11 protein-coding genes are annotated in these 17,342 nt (G+C 51.0%); 6 read left to right on the top strand and 5 right to left on the bottom strand.

Annotated features, from left to right (window positions below):
- Window positions 1–444 precede the first annotated feature (444 nt).
- Together H0247_RS00950 and H0247_RS00945 are read left to right on the top strand one after the other, a co-directional pair.
- Window positions 445–1,266 (top strand): serine protease, encoded by an 822-nt coding sequence (locus H0247_RS00950; protein WP_180740837.1) that lies wholly within the window; start codon window positions 445–447, stop codon window positions 1,264–1,266.
- 469 nt (window positions 1,267–1,735) lie between these two features.
- Entirely contained in the window at window positions 1,736–3,526 is a 1,791-nt protein-coding gene (locus H0247_RS00945) for an EAL domain-containing protein (protein WP_180740836.1), read from the top strand.
- 121 nt (window positions 3,527–3,647) lie between these two features.
- Here the strand turns inward: H0247_RS00945 and hrpA are convergent, their stop codons facing one another.
- Window positions 3,648–7,529 (bottom strand): ATP-dependent RNA helicase HrpA, encoded by a 3,882-nt coding sequence (gene hrpA / locus H0247_RS00940; protein WP_180740835.1) that lies wholly within the window; start codon window positions 7,527–7,529, stop codon window positions 3,648–3,650.
- 336 nt (window positions 7,530–7,865) lie between these two features.
- On the opposite strand from hrpA, the gene H0247_RS00935 reads away from it, so the two are divergent.
- Window positions 7,866–8,471: an FMN-dependent NADH-azoreductase gene (locus tag H0247_RS00935; protein WP_180740834.1), complete on the top strand. Its 606-nt coding sequence runs from the start codon at window positions 7,866–7,868 to the stop codon at window positions 8,469–8,471.
- Window positions 8,472–8,549: 78 nt separating this feature from the next.
- Here the strand turns inward: H0247_RS00935 and H0247_RS00930 are convergent, their stop codons facing one another.
- Both H0247_RS00930 and H0247_RS00925 read right to left on the bottom strand, forming a co-directional pair.
- Entirely contained in the window at window positions 8,550–8,783 is a 234-nt protein-coding gene (locus H0247_RS00930; RefSeq protein ID WP_180740833.1) for a YnbE family lipoprotein, read from the bottom strand.
- Window positions 8,784–8,798: 15 nt separating this feature from the next.
- Window positions 8,799–11,390: a YdbH family protein gene (locus H0247_RS00925; protein ID WP_180740832.1), complete on the bottom strand. Its 2,592-nt coding sequence runs from the start codon at window positions 11,388–11,390 to the stop codon at window positions 8,799–8,801.
- 371 nt (window positions 11,391–11,761) lie between these two features.
- On the opposite strand from H0247_RS00925, the gene H0247_RS00920 reads away from it, so the two are divergent.
- The 3 genes from H0247_RS00920 (at window position 11,762) to H0247_RS00910 (ending at window position 16,317) form a co-directional block, all read left to right on the top strand.
- On the top strand, window positions 11,762–13,315 hold the full coding sequence (locus H0247_RS00920) for a PAS domain-containing methyl-accepting chemotaxis protein (RefSeq protein ID WP_180740831.1): 1,554 nt from the start codon (window positions 11,762–11,764) through the stop codon (window positions 13,313–13,315).
- Between the two features lie 336 nt (window positions 13,316–13,651).
- Window positions 13,652–15,205, top strand: a complete 1,554-nt coding sequence (locus tag H0247_RS00915) for a PAS domain-containing methyl-accepting chemotaxis protein (protein ID WP_180740830.1) — start codon at window positions 13,652–13,654, stop codon at window positions 15,203–15,205.
- 119 nt (window positions 15,206–15,324) lie between these two features.
- Window positions 15,325–16,317, top strand: coding sequence for a 2-hydroxyacid dehydrogenase (locus H0247_RS00910; RefSeq protein WP_180740829.1), 993 nt, complete (start codon window positions 15,325–15,327; stop codon window positions 16,315–16,317).
- Window positions 16,318–16,350: 33 nt separating this feature from the next.
- Here H0247_RS00910 and H0247_RS00905 read toward each other — a convergent pair whose 3' ends face one another.
- Together H0247_RS00905 and H0247_RS00900 are read right to left on the bottom strand one after the other, a co-directional pair.
- Complete coding sequence (locus H0247_RS00905) at window positions 16,351–16,641, bottom strand: DUF333 domain-containing protein (protein ID WP_180740828.1); 291 nt, start codon at window positions 16,639–16,641, stop codon at window positions 16,351–16,353.
- 213 nt (window positions 16,642–16,854) lie between these two features.
- Window positions 16,855–17,223, bottom strand: a complete 369-nt coding sequence (locus H0247_RS00900; protein ID WP_180740827.1) for a hypothetical protein — start codon at window positions 17,221–17,223, stop codon at window positions 16,855–16,857.
- Between the last annotated feature and the right edge of the window lie 119 nt (window positions 17,224–17,342).

The following is a 17,342-nucleotide window of genomic DNA, read 5'->3' as shown; positions in this document are numbered from 1 at the left end:
GTGAAGAAAGCGAAACCTGCAAAAACTGCTGATACCACGCCAGCAGCGTAATTGGTAAGCATCCACGCCTTCCGATAAGAAGGCGTGGTTTTCGGCCAGTCCTGATGTAAATCACATCGTTAAGGGCTTGCCACGATAAGGCTACGAATAAACACCCAGATTACTGGGTGTTTATTTCATCGGGGATAGGAAAATGATACGTCGTTACTCATTTGAAATTATGTTATCCCTCGTTTTACTCTGTGGCATTATCACTTTAAGTTTTTTCCTCTAATTCAAGGTCATCGTTCTTGCATATTGAGGTTATTAACCGTCAAGATCGTCACCGTTTACATGTATAACATGTTAATTTGTAGTTCCTCACGAACAAATACATCTATCATTAATCCAATACGTTATATTTAGCGTACTACGATGACGTTTATCATAAGGTTTATTCACTACATGCGCATATCAGCTTGGTTGTTATGTTCATTATCATTTATTGCCCCGCTAAGTTGGGCTGAATCTTCACCAGCAGATACCGACGCCCAAAAGCAGCAACAAATCTTATTTTTCAACCACGACGATCGGGATATTGTTCCTGATACAGCTGCCTGGCCGTGGCAGGCTATCGGGCAGTTGGAAACGGCCAGTGGTAACCTCTGTACGGCGACGCTGATTTCCCCTCATCTGGCGCTGACGGCCGGGCATTGCGTGGTCACGCCACCAAAAGGCGAGATCGATAAACCTGTCGCGCTGCGTTTTCTGGCGACAGAAAATGGCTGGCGTTATGAAACAACGGAAATTGAAGCGCTGGCGAATAAGACGCTTGCCAAAAAATTGAAAGCCGACGGCGAAGGATGGATCGTTCCGCCTTCAGCCGCACCGTTGGATTATGCCCTGATTCGGCTAAAGCAAACGCCGCTGGGAATTCGCCCGCTCCCGCTTTGGCAAGGCAGCCGCCAGGAATTGATGCAGGCGTTGAAGGATAACGGCCAGCGCGTCACGCAGGCCGGTTACCCGGAAGATCATCAGGATACGCTGTACCGTCATCAAAACTGTACGATCACCGGCTGGGTTCATACCGCCGTGATAGCACACCAGTGCGATACACTGCCCGGCGATAGCGGTTCCCCCCTGATGCTGAATTCAGCGGCAGGTTGGGTGCTCATGGGCATTCAAAGTTCTGCGCCCGATGCCAGTGAACGCGAACGGGCCGATAACCGTGCCGTTTCCGTTACCGCGATTCGTCAGCAGTTAGAAACATTGGCAAAACAACGCTAACCCCCCCTCACCGATGCACCACCGCCAGACAGAAACCGTTATTTCGGGGGCGTCTGGCGTCAGCGACTTCCTGTCAACGTCATGGTATAAAAAATATCTATTCTATTCTTGTCAGAGATATAGGTTATATCATCCATAGTGTTACTGTAACAATGGCGTCGCCATTATCAGGATGTTATTTTTAACTCATGGAACATGCCATTTTTTATAATGAGATTCCCATTTATTCGCAGAGCATGTTCTCAGCCAAATCGTTTATCTCCGCCCACAACTGATGGGAAAACATCATAAATTTCTATCATACGTTGAAAACCCAAAACATGATTTAAGGCCCAAAATCGCCGAAACTTTAACGGCAAGATAAATGTTGTATAATATAATAAGTTACCTCAATTTTTAGCCTTTATGTTATTGTGTCGCCGTTAAATTAATGTCATCGCGATTATTATTGCGAAAAGGAAGAGTCTACATGTTAAAACATTTGAGCCATGACGAAAAAACACGCATGCAGACTCTCGACGAACTACAAAAAACCGATATCTCTCAAGACGATACTCTTAGAAAGCTTACGGAGTTGGCTTGTGAATTGCTCGATGCCCCAACGGCGCTGGTGACACTCGCCGGCTCTCAATCCCTACACGTCAAAGCCAAAAAGTATTTTCCGCTGGATGATATGGATAGAATTGGTTCCTTTGACCATTTTACCGTACAAACCGGCCAAGATTTTATCTGCCCTGACGCAACCCAAGATACTCGCTTTAAAGATAGCCCTTATGTTATTGGCGAACCCTTCATCCGTTTTTATGCTGGCGTACCGCTCAAAACGAGAGAAGGTTATTCCATTGGGACATTTTCTGTCGTCGATTATGTTCCACGAACATTCAGCCATGCTCAACTACGGTTGCTCCATGAATTAGCCGCGATTACGATGGCGTTGATGGAATACCGCAACGCAATTGGGCTGATTGATGCCGTAACCCTGTTGCCCAACCGCCAACGTCTGATTGATGACATTAGCCACATTACCGACATCCACGAACGTTACCTGCTTATTCTGATTGATACCATCGACATTTCTTACGTTTATGAAATGGGGTGTGCGCTGGGGATGGCAACGGTAGAAGGTCTGTTGAAAGATATCGGTATCTTCCTGCGCCTCAGCTTAAGTGCGTCAGAAAATCTTTACTGCGCTGCGGTTGGTCGCTTTGCCCTGCTGGTTAAGCAGGAAAATAAAGAACAGGTTCTGGCGGAGCTCGATATCTGTGCTGAGCGAATTCACGAAAGCATCACCAGTCATATCCCGCTCAAATTGGAGTTTTTCGTCGGTTACACCGAATTCCAGATACCAACGAAATACCCTCAGCGAATCCTGCGTGAGTCCATGAGCGCACTGCGTACCGCTATAGCCCAAAATGTCCGTCAATTCCCCTACAACTACGAGGCCGACAAGGCGCAGCAAACCGCCTTTACCTTGCTTAATGAACTGGCCGATGTGTTGCAGAACAACAAACCTGGGCTTTATTTGGTTTACCAGCCGAAACTAAGTATCAAGACGAATACCGTCATCGGCGCCGAGGCGCTGATTCGCTGGCGTCACCCTGAGTTGGGTGAAATTTACCCGGACCAGTTTATTCCGCTGGCGGAAGGCACTACGTTGATGCGTACATTAACGGATTGGGTGACCCAGAAAGCGGCATGCCAGGTGAAACAGTGGCGTCACGAAGGGTTGCGCTTCCCAGTGTCCATTAATGTTTCCGCCAGAAATTTCTCCGAGAATGACTTCATTCCGCGCCTCATCACCATTCTGGAGAATCACGGCCTTACCCCTCAGGACATTGACATTGAGTGTGTCGAGACCCAGCAAATCATCGAAAGCACTGAAACACTTGCCATCATTCAAACGTTACAACAGCTCGGGTTTACTATCGCCCTAGATGATTTTGGCACGGGATATAGCAACCTCAGCTATTTGCGTAATATCCCTTCTACGGTGATAAAATTGGATAAGTCACTGATTAAAGATATAAAAACGGACCATAAAAGCCGCGTCATTGTGGAATCGATTATCAGCATGCTGCACAAACTGAATTATGTTGTGCTGGCGGAAGGCGTGGAAAACAAAGAAACACTCGACTATCTGACCTGCTTTGGCTGTGATGAAGTACAAGGCTACTATTTTTCTCGGCCCCTTCCCCCCGAAACATTGACAGTCTGGTTAGATGAGTATGCTGCGCGCACTTCTCAACACAATGATAATTAAAAGAAATTAGCGTAATTATCTGCGGCCTCAATAATTACCAAAAGCCACAGTAATTACTAAGAAAACGACAGGTCGTCGGCAGCACAGGCCGCCGACGTCGTGTGATAGTAAAATATTAGCCTTAGACCTGCTCCATCGCCTGTAATACGCGCTTATCTGAGATCGGGAACGGCGTCCCGAGCTGCTGGGCAAAGTAGCTGACACGCAGCTCTTCAAGCATCCAGCGCACCGCTTTCACGTCGTCATCGTCACGCCGCTCCACTGGCAACTTGTTCCACCACTGCTGCCATGCCTGTTGAACCTGCTCCACCTTCAACATCTGTGCCCGGTCACGGTGGACATCCTGTGCCAGCTTCTCCAAACGTCGCTCTATCGCTTGCAGATAACGCAACACGTCCGGCAGGCGCTGCCAGCCGTTTTCGGTCACAAAGCCACGGAACACCAGACCGTTCATCTGACTCTTGATATCGCTTAACGCCAGCGCCATCGCCATATCTACACGCCCTTTCAGACGCTTGTTAATGGTGAAAACGGTCGTCAGGATTTGCTCAACCTGTTTGGCGATATCCACTACCGTCTCGTTCAACTCCGCGCGAACTTTTTCATGCAGTTGCTGGAAGGTTTCTTCCTGCCAGACCGGACCGCCAGCTGACTCAATCAGCTTATCCACCGCGCAGGCGATACAGTCATCGATGAGGTCCAACACTTTGCCATACGGGTTGAAATAGAGGCCGAGTTTCGCCTTGTTCGGCAGCTTGTCATGCAGATATTTGATCGGTGACGGAATATTCAACAGCAACAGACGACGCAGCCCCTGCCGCATCACCTGTTGTTGCTGGTGTGGCGTATCAAACAGACGAATCGCCACGCTATCCTTTTCATCCACCAACGCTGGATAGGCTTTAACCGAGTAGCCGCCACGTTTCTGCTCATAGCAGTCCGGCAGCGAACCGAAGCTCCAGACGTGCAGACCGCGCTGCTCCAGCCCATCATCCGCCACGGAAGACAACGTTTGCTGCACTTTATCTTTGAGCTGCTCTTTCAGCGCGTTCAGGTCTTTACCTTCCCGCTGCATCCGGTTCTTCTCATCGATGACACGGAACGTAATTTTCAGATGATCGGGCACCTGATCCCACTGCCATGCCTCGCGCGGTACCGTTACCCCCGTCATCAGCCTTAGCTCACGCTCCAGCGCATCCAATAACCCTTTCTCTAATGGCGTGGTACGCGCCAGAAACGCCTCGGCGTAATTTGGTGCGGGAACAAAGTTACGACGTAACGGTTTGGGCAAGGATTTAATCAGCGCGATCGTCAGTTCACGGCGCACGCCGGGGATCTGCCACTCGAAGCCCTCTTCACGCACCTGATTGAGGATGGGCAGCGGGATATGCACCGTCACCCCATCCGCATCCGTACCCGGCTCAAATTGATAGGACAGCCGTAATTTCAGACTACCCTGATGCCAGAAGTTCGGATAATCCAGCGCGCTCACCTTCTCTGCGCCGTCTTTAATCAACATGCTCTTTTCAAAATTAAGCAGGTCAGCATTATCTCGGCTGGCGGCTTTCCACCACTTGTCAAAGTGGCGCGACGAGATGACATCGTGCGGCAAGCGCTGATCGTAGAAAGCAAACAACGTCTCGTCATCCACCAGAATGTCGCGGCGGCGCGATTTGTGTTCTAAATCTTCAACCTCCGCCAACAGCTTGAGGTTAGCGCGGAAAAAGGCGTGATGCGTTTGCCAGTCGCCTTCCACCAGCGCGTGGCGGATAAACATCTCACGCGCCAGCGTCGGATCGATTTGGCTGTAGTTCACCTTGCGCGCCGCCACAATCGGCAGCCCGAAAAGCGTCACCTTCTCTTGCGCCATCACCGTGCCTTGCGCTTTCTCCCAGTGAGGCTCGCTGTAGCTCCGCTTAATCAAATGCTGGGCTAGCGGTTCGATCCACTCGGGCTCAATACGCGCGGCAATACGTCCCCACAGGCGGCTGGTTTCCACCAGTTCCGCCACCATCGTCCACTTAGGCGGCTTTTTGAAGAGACCGGAGCCAGGGAAAATCGCAAACCGAGCGTTACGCGCGCCGCTGAACTCCTGTTTCTCAATATCTTTCTGCCCGATATGCGATAGCAAGCCGGTAAGCAGCGAGCAGTGAATGCTTAGGTAATCGGCGGGTTCACTGTTGACCGGTAGTCCCAGCTCTTTCACCACCTGACGCAATTGCGTGTAAATATCTTGCCATTCGCGCACGCGCAGATAGTTAAGGAAATCGGTGCGGCACTGACGGCGGAACTGACTGGAAAACAGTGTTTTCTGCTGCTCACGCAAGTAGTCCCACAGATTGACGAACGCCAGAAAATCGGAGTCTTTATCGGCAAAACGACGGTGTTTCTCATCCGATGCCTGCTTCTTATCCAGCGGCCTTTCGCGCGGATCCTGAATCGATAGCGCAGCGGTGATGATCATCACTTCACGCACACAGCCGGTTTTACGCGCTTCCAGCACCATTCGCGCCAACCGTGGATCGATCGGCAATTGCGCTAACTGCTGCCCTTGTGGCGTCAGGCGGTAATGCCCATTTTCCGCCAGGTTAATCGCACCTAACTCCTCCAGTAACCGCACACCGTCCTGAATATTGCGCTTATCCGGCGCTTCAACAAACGGGAATGCGGCGATATCGCCAAGCCCCAACGACGTCATTTGCAGAATGACGGAGGCCAGATTGGTACGCAGAATTTCGGGATCGGTAAATTCGGGCCGCGACAGAAAATCCTGTTCAGAGTAGAGACGAATACACACCCCCGCGGCAACACGGCCACAGCGCCCTTTACGCTGATTCGCCGACGCCTGTGAGATGGGTTCAATCGGCAGGCGCTGGACTTTGGTCCGGAAGCTGTAGCGGCTGATACGCGCGGTGCCAGGATCGATCACATAGCGAATCCCCGGCACGGTGAGCGAGGTTTCCGCTACGTTAGTCGCCAGCACAATGCGGCGGCCGTGATGTGACTGAAAGACGCGGTTCTGTTCCTGATTCGACAGGCGCGCGTACAGCGGGAGGATCTCGGTATGCGGCAAGTCCAGACGGGTCAACGCCTCTGCCGTATCGCGAATTTCACGTTCGCCGCTCATGAAGATTAGAATATCCCCCGGCCCTTCGCGCGTCAGTTCATCGACCGCATCAAAAATCGCCTGTAGCTGATCGCGCTCGCTGTCATCGGCATCTTCCACCACAGGACGGTAGCGCACATCAACCGGATACGTTCGACCAGACACTTCGATGATTGGCGCGTGATTAAAGTGGCGAGAAAAGCGCTGCGGATCGATGGTCGCCGACGTAATAATGACTTTCAAATCAGGACGTTTTGGTAACAGCTGGCGCAAATAGCCCATAATGAAATCGATGTTCAGGCTGCGCTCGTGTGCTTCATCGATGATCAGCGTGTCATACTGCATCAATAGGCGATCTTGCTGAATTTCCGCCAGCAGAATACCGTCAGTCATCAGTTTGACCAGCGTATTATCACTCACCTGATCGTTAAAACGAACTTTATAGCCGACGCTGCTGCCCAACGGCGTTTCCAGCTCGGCAGCAATACGATCGGCGACGGTTCTGGCAGCCAGACGACGCGGCTGCGTATGGCCAATCAGGCCGTGCACGCCACGACCCAGTTCGAGACAGATCTTCGGCAACTGCGTGGTCTTCCCCGACCCCGTCTCACCCGCGACGATAATCACTTGATGGTGACGCAGCGCTTCCAGTATCTCGTCTTTTTTCTGACTAACGGGAAGCTGTTCAGGGTAGCGAATCACCGGACGGCTTGCCCGTCGGTTCTCGACCTTCTGGCGCGCCGCGACAATTTCCCCCTCAATTTCCTGCGCGATCGCAGACTGAGCCTGCGGGCTGCTGGCCTTCTCTGCGCCCTGCAAACGACGTCGCAGACGTTGCCGATCGCGAAGCATTAGCTCACTTAACTGCGTAGATAATGCACTGAGAGGTGATTTCACGTTGCTCTTCCTTAATTGTTTCTCTAATTCTGTTCTCTGCCGAGACAATGCTCGTCCCGAATCTGGCTCGATTGAGCCTAACCTGATTTCAAAACACGGCATGTTTAAACCATGAAAATGGTTAAGCCGTGGGGATTTTTAAGACGTGGATAGTAGCACATTGTCATAGGCGGCTCTAATCGCCCCGCGCTGTCTTATTCAAACGTCGTCTTATTCAAGAAAATCGAATAAAGACCTCGAATATTTGCACTTTTCACTTTCCAAAGCACCGCATAAGATGTGACACATCAAAGGGCGTTATGTTGTCGCCCACTTCAATCACTAAAGGAATTGGCAATGAGCAAAGTATTGGTTCTGAAATCAAGCATTCTGGCAGGTTATTCTCAGTCAAACCAACTGGCCGACCACTTCACCACCGAGTGGCAGTCTGCACATCCAAACGACAGCATCACCGTACGCGACCTGGCCGCTCAACCGATTCCGGTTCTTGATGGCGAGTTAGTCGGCGCACTGCGTCCTTCCGATGCTGCACTGACCCCACGTCAGCAAGAAGCCCTGAAGCTGTCCGACGATCTGATCGCCGAGCTGCAAGCGCATGACATTATCGTGATTGCCGCACCAATGTATAACTTCAACATTCCTACCCAGTTGAAGAACTACTTCGACCTGGTTGCCCGCGCGGGTGTGACGTTCCGCTACACCGAGCAAGGCCCAGAAGGTCTGGTAAAAGGTAAACGTGCTATCGTCTTAACCAGCCGTGGCGGTATCCATAAAGGCACACCAACCGATCTGCTGGAACCGTACCTGCGCGTCTTCCTGGGCTTCCTCGGCCTGACCGACCTTGAATTCGTGTTCGCTGAAGGTTATGGCTACGGCCCAGATGTGGCGCAGAAAGCGACCGAAGCGGCGAAAACCCAGCTGTCTCAACTCGCTACCGCATAAAGAATCACTGCCCGTATGAATAACGGGCATAACGGATCATTGTTACCGACCTTGCCATCTCTTGATTTTATTGGCTAATTATTGCGCGCCCACGGGCGCGCTTTTCTTTATCTCATCACCGGCCGCATTGTCCGATTTTTCGAGCAGTTGCGTCGCTTCTTTGTCCGCCTTGATGTGAATTTCATGCTCAATCTTCACGTTCATATTGATGGTAATGGGCTCTTTAGGCGCAGCCACCTCGATACGCGGCACACACCCCGTCAGGAAAGCGACCGTGCAACCTACCGCCAGCAATGTCTCGCACTTGTTCATTGTTCTACCTTGAATTCATTCATTGGCCTGCTGCTCCAGCGTATCCCGCAAGTTATCGCCAAAACGCAAGCTGCGCCATAGCTGGAAGATATTCTCTTGATGACGATAGTTAAGAATCACCTGACGTTTCGCGCTGAGTTGTGGGTTTTTCCCCTGCACCTGCGACGTTAATGTCAGTTCGCCCTGATTAGTCAGGTCAAGCGTGGCATAAGAACGCCCAATCTCCAGATAGCGTAGCCAGCCAATCGCCGCGCCTCCCGCTAGATTTTTACTCGCTAATTCATCGGCCAGTTGGTTATCCAAGCGCAGTGTCAGGAAGCCATCATTGGTAATTCTCCCGCCTTCAATCAACATGGTTGGGTGATTAAAATTCAACGGAAGCGTACCGCTCACACGCCCAGACAGAGCGAATTGTTTTTGCTTTAATACCGTCAGCAGTTCGCTGAGATCCACGCTCTTCACGGTGAACAGCGCGGGTTCACGCTGTGGCCAACGCAGCGTTGACAGCCCAATATGCCCATCTAATACGTCCATATCAGCCTGGGACATAATCAGCGGTCGCCGCTCGCTATACGGATAAAACCCTTGTAGAACGACGCGGATATTGCTCATCCGAAACAAGTTATCCAACACGTCAATTCGCAGCGCGACAGGCTGCTTAACGCCCAACTGCCAGCGATGACCTTTCAAACGATAAGGCAGGACAAAGTTGACGCCACTAACTTCACCATCCTGTAGCCACAGTCCACCATTTTTCACCACCCAATGTCCGCCCGCGCTGAATCCTTCTTTACGTGCGGCGGAAAAGGCCGCCTGCGCGTAAAACTGCCCAGCACGAATGTTCATTTTTAGCAGCGGAGAAAGCAGAGGCTGAAACACCTTAAGCGGTTGTGTCGGCCACCACGCGCCCCCGCGCAGTCGTTCTCCATCCCAGCGACCACGCAGCCTGACCGGCCCGATATCTTCAGCCTGCAACTGTCCTTGTAACTGGAAATCATCTGGGCTACGCCCCTGCATCGCCAGCATTAGCAACGAAGGCGGCAGATAGCCGCCGTTGCTGAAATGCGTCCGCTCTGAGGCCAGTTGCAGCGCGCCTTGAAAATGCTCACCGGAACGGGCGCGCTGCCACCGGATCGGTTCCGTAATGGTCAGGCGGGGCTGGTGTACTGTCACCATGCCGTAGCCCAACTGATCCAAACCGCTCGACAGTTGGGTGACTTCAATCAGGGTGTCCTGCCACTGGCCTCGGCCGGCAACGTCCCACTGACCTTTCAGCGGCGGCAGATGACCATTGCCCCAATAACGCCATTGCCACTGCCCTTGATCCGGCCAGAAATCCTGCGCCTGACCATCAAGGTGCAGGTTCACACGCCCCCAATATTCCTCCCGCGCCTTCACAATCGCCTGTAGTCGTCCATTCACGCCAGTCGCACTGACCCGAACGCCCGCCAGCGGCCAGCGCGCCTCTTCCAGATAAACCTGCGGCGCAGGCGTTCCCCAAGCACGCAGCAGTGCCCCCGGTAAAAGAGCAAGCTCAGGATTGAGAATCGAGCCCTGCAACACCCCCGGTAGCGTCGCCGTCAGGGAGAGTGCCGGTAAATTAACCTGCCCGGTAAGCTGAAAGCGCAATTCACTGTTGAGCAGACCAATATTGCCCGGCCCCAGCACCAGCACGGCGTTCGCCTTGCCATTATGTCCTTGCGTCAACATGTTCAAACGCGCAGTAATCGTGGTGGCATCCAGCCCTTGTCGCCAATGTTGTAAGGTCATGGTAACGTGCCCAGAGAGCGGCTGATCGGCATAAGGCCAGCGCCAGATGCCGTTAGTCACCTGGATCACCTCATCCGTCAGTTGCCACGGCAGCGATATCAGCGGCGTGTCATCATGCGCCGCATTCAGCACCAATTCGCCTTGCTGGTTATGCCAGTCCAGAAGGAGCGAAAGCGGATCCGGCGTCTGCCCTGAGTCCAGTTTCCCGGTCAGCCGCCCCTGCACTGGTGCAGCATCCAGCGTATCGGCCAGTTCCATTTCACCACTGATTTGCAGGCGCACAAACCCTGCGGGCGTGGCGAGCATGCTCTCATGCAGGGTCAAACGCTTATCGTTCAGTTCTGCCTTAAACGCCAGTTGATCGCCCTGATAGTCCAACGTTTGTCGCCACTTGCCGTCGCTGCTGAGTCGCATCTGTCCGGCGTAATCCTGCCAGGGCTGTAGCGTAAACGCCTTTATCTGAATATCGGCAGCTGGCAATCGCTGTTGCCACTGTGCCAACTGCGCTGGCGGCTCGGTGCCGCTACTCGCAGGCACATATTGCAGGCAATCACGGTTTAATGTCACGGCATCCATATCGACATACCAGCGCCAGCGATGCCAACGCAGCGTCATATCCCGTACGTCAACGAGCGTGCATTCCCCCGCCATAATGCTGACCCCCGCGCTATGTAGCCCACCGTCCTGCCAGCTAGGTGTCCCACTCACAGACAAAGACATCTCCGCCGGTAGCCAGAGGGTAGCGATACGCGGCAGCCACTGCGGCAGTGTTCGCCAGAAAAGAAACAGCAGTGCAGCAAGCAGAAAGGTGACGGGAAGTGCATGTTTTTTAATCATTAGTGCGAGTTAAGCATCCTGTTCAATTGCGGTAAAAATCCGTCCTGTATGCCCTTGTTGATTATTCATTCACAGATTGCTCTTTTTGTTAACAAACAATCCTATCCAACTCACATTTACCACCATTGTGCATACATGCTCATTACCCTTTCGTGGTAAAATGCTTAATTGAGGTTATATTTTGTAATGAATCGCGTTATCTCATCATGAACAATGCGTTTCTGGGTGAATATCAGGATTATCTCCTTCTGCCCGACTCGCCTTAAAAAAGCAATAAGCAACCTGAACCATTACCGCTATCCGCTGATTCATCTTCGTGGGTATGCCTCAGTTAAATCAGTATTCGGACACAGCATATCAAGGACTGCTTCATGCGTAACAACACCCCTGTCACCGACCGCCAACGCCCTCTTTCTGAAAAAACCAGATTGATGTCGGTCACTACGCCAGAAAGCCATATTACCTACGCAAACAAAGATTTCATTGACGTCAGCGGCTACAGCACCGATGAGTTAATGGGGCAGCCCCATAATCTTATCCGACACCCAGATATGCCACCAGCCGCCTTCGCGGATATGTGGAAAACGCTGCGTGCGGGCAATATCTGGACGGGGATTGTGAAAAATCGGTGTAAAAATGGCGATCATTACTGGGTAAAATCCAGCACCACACCGTTGAGAAAAGGCGGTGAGATTAGCGGATATATGTCCGTTCGCACGGCGGCATCACCCGAAGAAATCCGTCAGGCTGAAGCACTCTACGCCAGTGCAAACGAAGGGAAACTGAAATACCGTACCTTCCACCACGGCTTGCTCATTTATACCGGCCCATTACGTATTCTGAGCCTGTTTAAAACCATGCCGCTACGCTGGCGCATCCGCAGCTATTTTCTGCTCTTTAGCCTGATCCCATTGCTCGCCGCTTACTCCCTGCTGGCGGGAACGGCATTGGCTTCCGTCCTCTTTCCGCTGCTCATCGCCTGCTGTTTTGTCAGTGGCGAGCTTCTGGTGCACCATGTCGCCCGCCCCATCGAGCAAATCCTGTCTCAGGCCATGCGTTCTGCGGCCGGACAAGCAGATAATCTGACGCAGCTTAATCGCGTGGATGAAATTGGCATGCTAATGCGGGCAGTAAACCAGTCCGGTATGAATTTCCGCACCTTCGTGGACGATGTGAATACCAATCTGAGCGAGCTGAAAAACGCCTGTAATGAAATCGCGCAGGGTAACCATACGCTAGCGCAGTGCTGCGAGGAAACGGAAGAAAGCCTGCAACAAACCGCTGCATCCGTGGAACAGCTTACCGCAACGATAAAAAGCAATGCAGAAGCTTCACTTCAGGCTTCGATGTATACACAGGATGTGAATCAGGCGGTGAACTCTGGCGAGCAGGCCGTCAGCCAAGTCTCTGATACGATGGAGACGATCACGCGTTCCAGCGAACGCATTACCGATATCGTCAGCGTGATGGATAATCTCGCGTTCCAGACCAATATTCTGGCCGTGAACGCTGCCGTTGAAGCCGCACATGCTGGTGAACAGGGTAAAAGCTTTGCAGTGGTCGCCAGTGAGGTTCGCTCGTTGGCACAACGCAGCGCGTCCTCTTCCAGCGATATTTCAACCATTATTGATGAAACGTTGAATAGTATCCGCATCGGTGAGCAGCAGGTTTTGCATACACACAAATCCATGAGCAATATTCTGCTTCAGGTTAAGCACGTCACCAACTTGATGAATGAGATCAGTGTTGCGACGCAGGAACAGTCTCTGGGGCTGGAACAAATCAATGAAGCGGTAAACCGCATCGATGAGCTCACGCACCAGAATACCGCGCTGGCCAGTCAGTCACATTCGGCTACCGATCATCTACAACAGCAAATATCGAGCATGGTACAGGCGGCATCCGTCTTCAGTCTTTCCCGCTAATATCATCCTCACGGGCGTTCATATCAGAGCGCCCGTGCCACTTATTATCGCTATTTACCCGCTCTCCAGCATGTGTTAGCCGCAGTGCAAATTCCCAAACTCATAATATACTTAACAAGTGAAGGCTTTTGGTCATCGGCACATGCGTTTGTCATACGTCAGCCAAGGCAACGACTTCCCAGAAGAAGAAACAACAGGAGAATGAGTAAAAATATATAAAGCCACTCGCTAATTATTTCGAAAACATTGCCGTTAACTAACTCGTGCTCATCATTTTTCCGTTCGCTAATAGATCTAAAAACATCATATGTATGCTTATACTAAAAGGATCAATAAATGCGTAAGAATTTTCCGGTCAGTGATATTCAGTATTTATTAGATGAAAAAGCCAAGCTAATGTCGGTGACCACCATCGATAGTCATATCACTTATGCAAATGACGATTTTATTGATGCCAGTGGTTACGATTTTGAGGAACTCCTCCACCAACCTCACAATATCGTACGCCACCCAGATATGCCCCCAGAGGCGTTTGCCGACATGTGGGCGACGCTAAATGCAGGTAAAATTTGGACAGCCATTGTCAAGAACCGCCGCAAGAATGGCGACTACTATTGGGTCAAAGCCAGTACGACGCCATTGATGAAGGATGGAAAAACAACAGGGTATATGTCGGTACGAACTCGAGCTTCACAGGAAGAAATTCGGCAAGCAGAAACGCTTTACCAACAAATGAATGAGAATAGATTAAAAAACCGAAGACTCTTTCAAGGACTGCTAATATATAAAGGCTCGCTGAATTTTCTTAGTTTATTTAACGTTATTCCCGTGCGCTGGCGAATAAGAAGTTATGTATTCATTTTTATGCTATTCACGTTACTTTTCTTATTTGCGACTCTTCCACTCACTACGCCATTATTAGTTTTTGTTTTGGTGCTGCTCGTTGGCGCAGCCATCACCAGCGAATTATTAGTTCAGCATTTAGCAAAACCACTGGAAAATATTCTGCGACAGGCCATCAATTCCGCATCTGGGCAGGCAGATAACTCGTTCCAGCTTAATCGCGTGGATGAAGTGGGTATGCTATTACGTGCCGTCAATCAATCCGGCATGAATTTCCGCACGTTTGTCGATGATGTTAACGGTAAGCTAACCGAACTGCGCCACGCCTGCGGCGAGATCGCCTCTGGGAATTACACGCTAAGCCAGCGCTGTGAAGATACCGCACAAAGTTTGCAATCCACCGCATCGTCAATGGAAGAGCTAACGGCGACGATTCAAAGCAATGCGTCCGCCTCTCAGTTGGCAACGCGCTGTGCGAACGATGCGAATCAGGCCGTCGATGCGGGTGAGAAAGCGGTGAGTCAGGTTACGGACACGATGGCGGTCATGACTCGCTCCAGCAAAGAGATCACCGACATCATCAGCGTGCTGGATAATTTGGCGTTTCAGACCAATATTCTCGCACTCAATGCGGCAGTCGAAGCTGCTCACGCGGGGGAACAGGGTAAAAGTTTCGCTGTTGTGGCAGGAGAAGTGCGCATTCTGGCACAACGTAGCTCCGCCGCCGCCAAAGACATCGCAGAGATTATCGACACGACGATCGCAAACATTCATAACAGCGATAAATTGGTCAGTCACACCAGCCAGTCCATGAACAATATATTGACTCAGGTACAGCAGGTTACGCAGCTTGTGAGTCAAATCAGCCTGGCAACACAAGAACAATCGCAAGGTCTGGGGCAGATTAACTCAGCAGTGAACAACATTGATGAATTGACGCGCCAGAACACGATTTTGGCAACGCATTCCAGTTCCGCCATTAACAGTCTGGAACAGCAGATCTCCACGATGTCCGAAGCCGTCTCGGTTTTCAGTACGCCTCGCTAAACCCGTTCTGACGTTATTATCGCCCCTCAATTTCAAACCGTTACTGTCAGTCAGGTAACGGTTTGTCACCGCTCTATTTTCTGATAGCTTAATCTAAGGATTTTTCGGAGAAACTATCAATGAAACTGGCAATTTACAGCACTAAGCAGTATGACCGTAAATATCTGGAGCAGGTCAATCAACAGTTTGGCTATGAGCTGGAGTTTTTTGATTTTATGCTGACGCCGCGCACGGCAAAAACAGCGGCGGGCTGTCAGGCCGTCTGCATCTTTGTGAACGATGATGGTGGTCGCGAGGTGTTGACCGAACTGGCAGAGATGGGCATAAAAACGCTGGCACTGCGTTGCGCAGGTTTTAACAATGTCGATTTGGAAGCCGCTAAGGAACTGGGTATCAGCGTGGTGCGTGTTCCCGCCTATTCCCCTGAAGCCGTCGCAGAACACGCCGTCGGCCTGATGCTGACGCTTAACCGCCGCATTCATCGTGCCTATCAACGTACTCGCGATGCAAACTTCTCTTTGGAAGGGCTGATTGGATTCAATATGCATAACCGGACGGCGGGCATTATTGGCACGGGAAAAATCGGCATCGCGACCATGCGCATCCTGAAAGGCTTTGGCATGCGCCTGCTGGCCTTCGATCCCTATCCGAACCCGCAGGCATTGGAATTAGGGGCGGAATATGTCGATCTGAAAACGCTGTACGCCAATGCGGACGTCATTTCCCTGCACTGCCCGCTGACGCCGGAGAATCATCATCTGCTGAATCAGGCGGCCTTTGCGCAAATGAAAAACGGCGTTATGATCGTCAATACCAGCCGTGGTGGACTGATCGATTCACAGGCCGCAATCGACGCGTTGAAGCAACAGAAAATTGGCGCGCTGGGTATGGACGTTTATGAAAACGAGCGCGACCTCTTCTTTGCCGACAAATCCAACGATGTGATTCAGGACGACGTTTTCCGTCGCTTATCGGCATGCCACAACGTGCTATTTACCGGACATCAGGCATTCCTCACGGAAGAAGCGCTGATCAGCATTTCCCAAACCACGCTACAGAACTTGAAAGACATCAGCCAGAACGCGCCTTGCGCAAATCTGGTTACCTCTTAAGTTTTCCTGCGGCAGTGCTGGCTGCCGCAACACTCACCCTGCCGGACAACTTCCATTCATCAGCGATTGTTCGCTACAGCGCTTACCGTTGGCTAACTGACAGGCTCCCACGCTTGCACCGTCAAGCTGTCGAGATAGCGCCATCGTCCCGCCAATCAGCGTACAGTTGACATCAACCGGAGAACTGCTTTTCAGTAACACGACGGCGTTTTTATCATCATCTTGCGTGGCGCCTTGCTGGGCAGCAGCAGCGTTCTCACTATGATTGCTGCATCCTGCCAGCAACAACACAGCGGCAGTACATAGCCATGGCAATAATTTCATGTTTTGGCCTCGGGTCGGATGAGTAGTCGGTTCTGACGCCACGTTTGGCATCAATACCTATCAAATGGATTTTTCAGACGAGGACTATATCTATCACACCGCACTTCGGCAACACATCTACAGGGTAAAAGAGACGTCAATCACTCAAAGACGTTTTGACGCAGTTCCTTTAAATATATATTGATGGGTGATTCATCAAAAAAATCTATATACTCAAAAAACCAGCAGCGCAAAGACGATAATAAATCCATTAAAGATCGCCGAGATTCCCACTATTACACAACCAACAGCTAAAATACGCAGCAGAAATATCTTAACCGCCCCTGATAGTTTCCGCGCCAGACGCCAAAATCCCATGCCAATATTAGCGACATAAATGCCATAAAAAATCATAGCGGCTATCGCAAGGTATCCCATACTAACACTGCCGTCTGTAATATATGGGGCTAAAAGATGATCAATAACAGCCAGAAGCAAAGCAATAGCAAGATGCCCAAATGTACCTTCTACGCCGCAGTCTCCTCGTGCAATTTTCGCCAGCCAGTGGCGACTTTTGATATTTTTTGAACGAACAAAAATCATAACTCTTCCTTAAGTTCATAACGCCATCAACCAATCTCAATCTAAACGATGCTTATACACCGAAATATCTCTTATTTTCAAAAATAAAGAGCACATAGAGTCAACATGAAGCGCACGGT

Origin of the sequence: Pectobacterium sp. CFBP8739 (genome assembly GCF_013449375.1) — a bacterium.
In the GTDB taxonomy this organism is placed as follows: domain Bacteria; phylum Pseudomonadota; class Gammaproteobacteria; order Enterobacterales; family Enterobacteriaceae; genus Pectobacterium.
Note: the sequence above shows the minus strand (reverse complement) of the source record. Positions and strands in the feature narration are given on the sequence as shown.

Bases quoted from the DNA above. Each gene is read 5' to 3' on its own strand.
- H0247_RS00945 (WP_180740836.1), top strand. From the start codon at position 1,736: ATGTTAAAACATTTGAGCCATGACGAAAAAACACGCATGCAGACTCTC.
- H0247_RS00905 (WP_180740828.1), bottom strand. From the start codon at position 16,641: ATGAAATTATTGCCATGGCTATGTACTGCCGCTGTGTTGTTGCTGGCA.
- H0247_RS00915 (WP_180740830.1), top strand. From the start codon at position 13,652: ATGCGTAAGAATTTTCCGGTCAGTGATATTCAGTATTTATTAGATGAA.
- H0247_RS00920 (WP_180740831.1), top strand. From the start codon at position 11,762: ATGCGTAACAACACCCCTGTCACCGACCGCCAACGCCCTCTTTCTGAA.
- H0247_RS00910 (WP_180740829.1), top strand. From the start codon at position 15,325: ATGAAACTGGCAATTTACAGCACTAAGCAGTATGACCGTAAATATCTG.
- H0247_RS00900 (WP_180740827.1), bottom strand. From the start codon at position 17,223: ATGATTTTTGTTCGTTCAAAAAATATCAAAAGTCGCCACTGGCTGGCG.
- H0247_RS00950 (WP_180740837.1), top strand. From the start codon at position 445: ATGCGCATATCAGCTTGGTTGTTATGTTCATTATCATTTATTGCCCCG.
- H0247_RS00930 (WP_180740833.1), bottom strand. From the start codon at position 8,783: ATGAACAAGTGCGAGACATTGCTGGCGGTAGGTTGCACGGTCGCTTTC.
- H0247_RS00935 (WP_180740834.1), top strand. From the start codon at position 7,866: ATGAGCAAAGTATTGGTTCTGAAATCAAGCATTCTGGCAGGTTATTCT.
- H0247_RS00925 (WP_180740832.1), bottom strand. From the start codon at position 11,390: ATGATTAAAAAACATGCACTTCCCGTCACCTTTCTGCTTGCTGCACTG.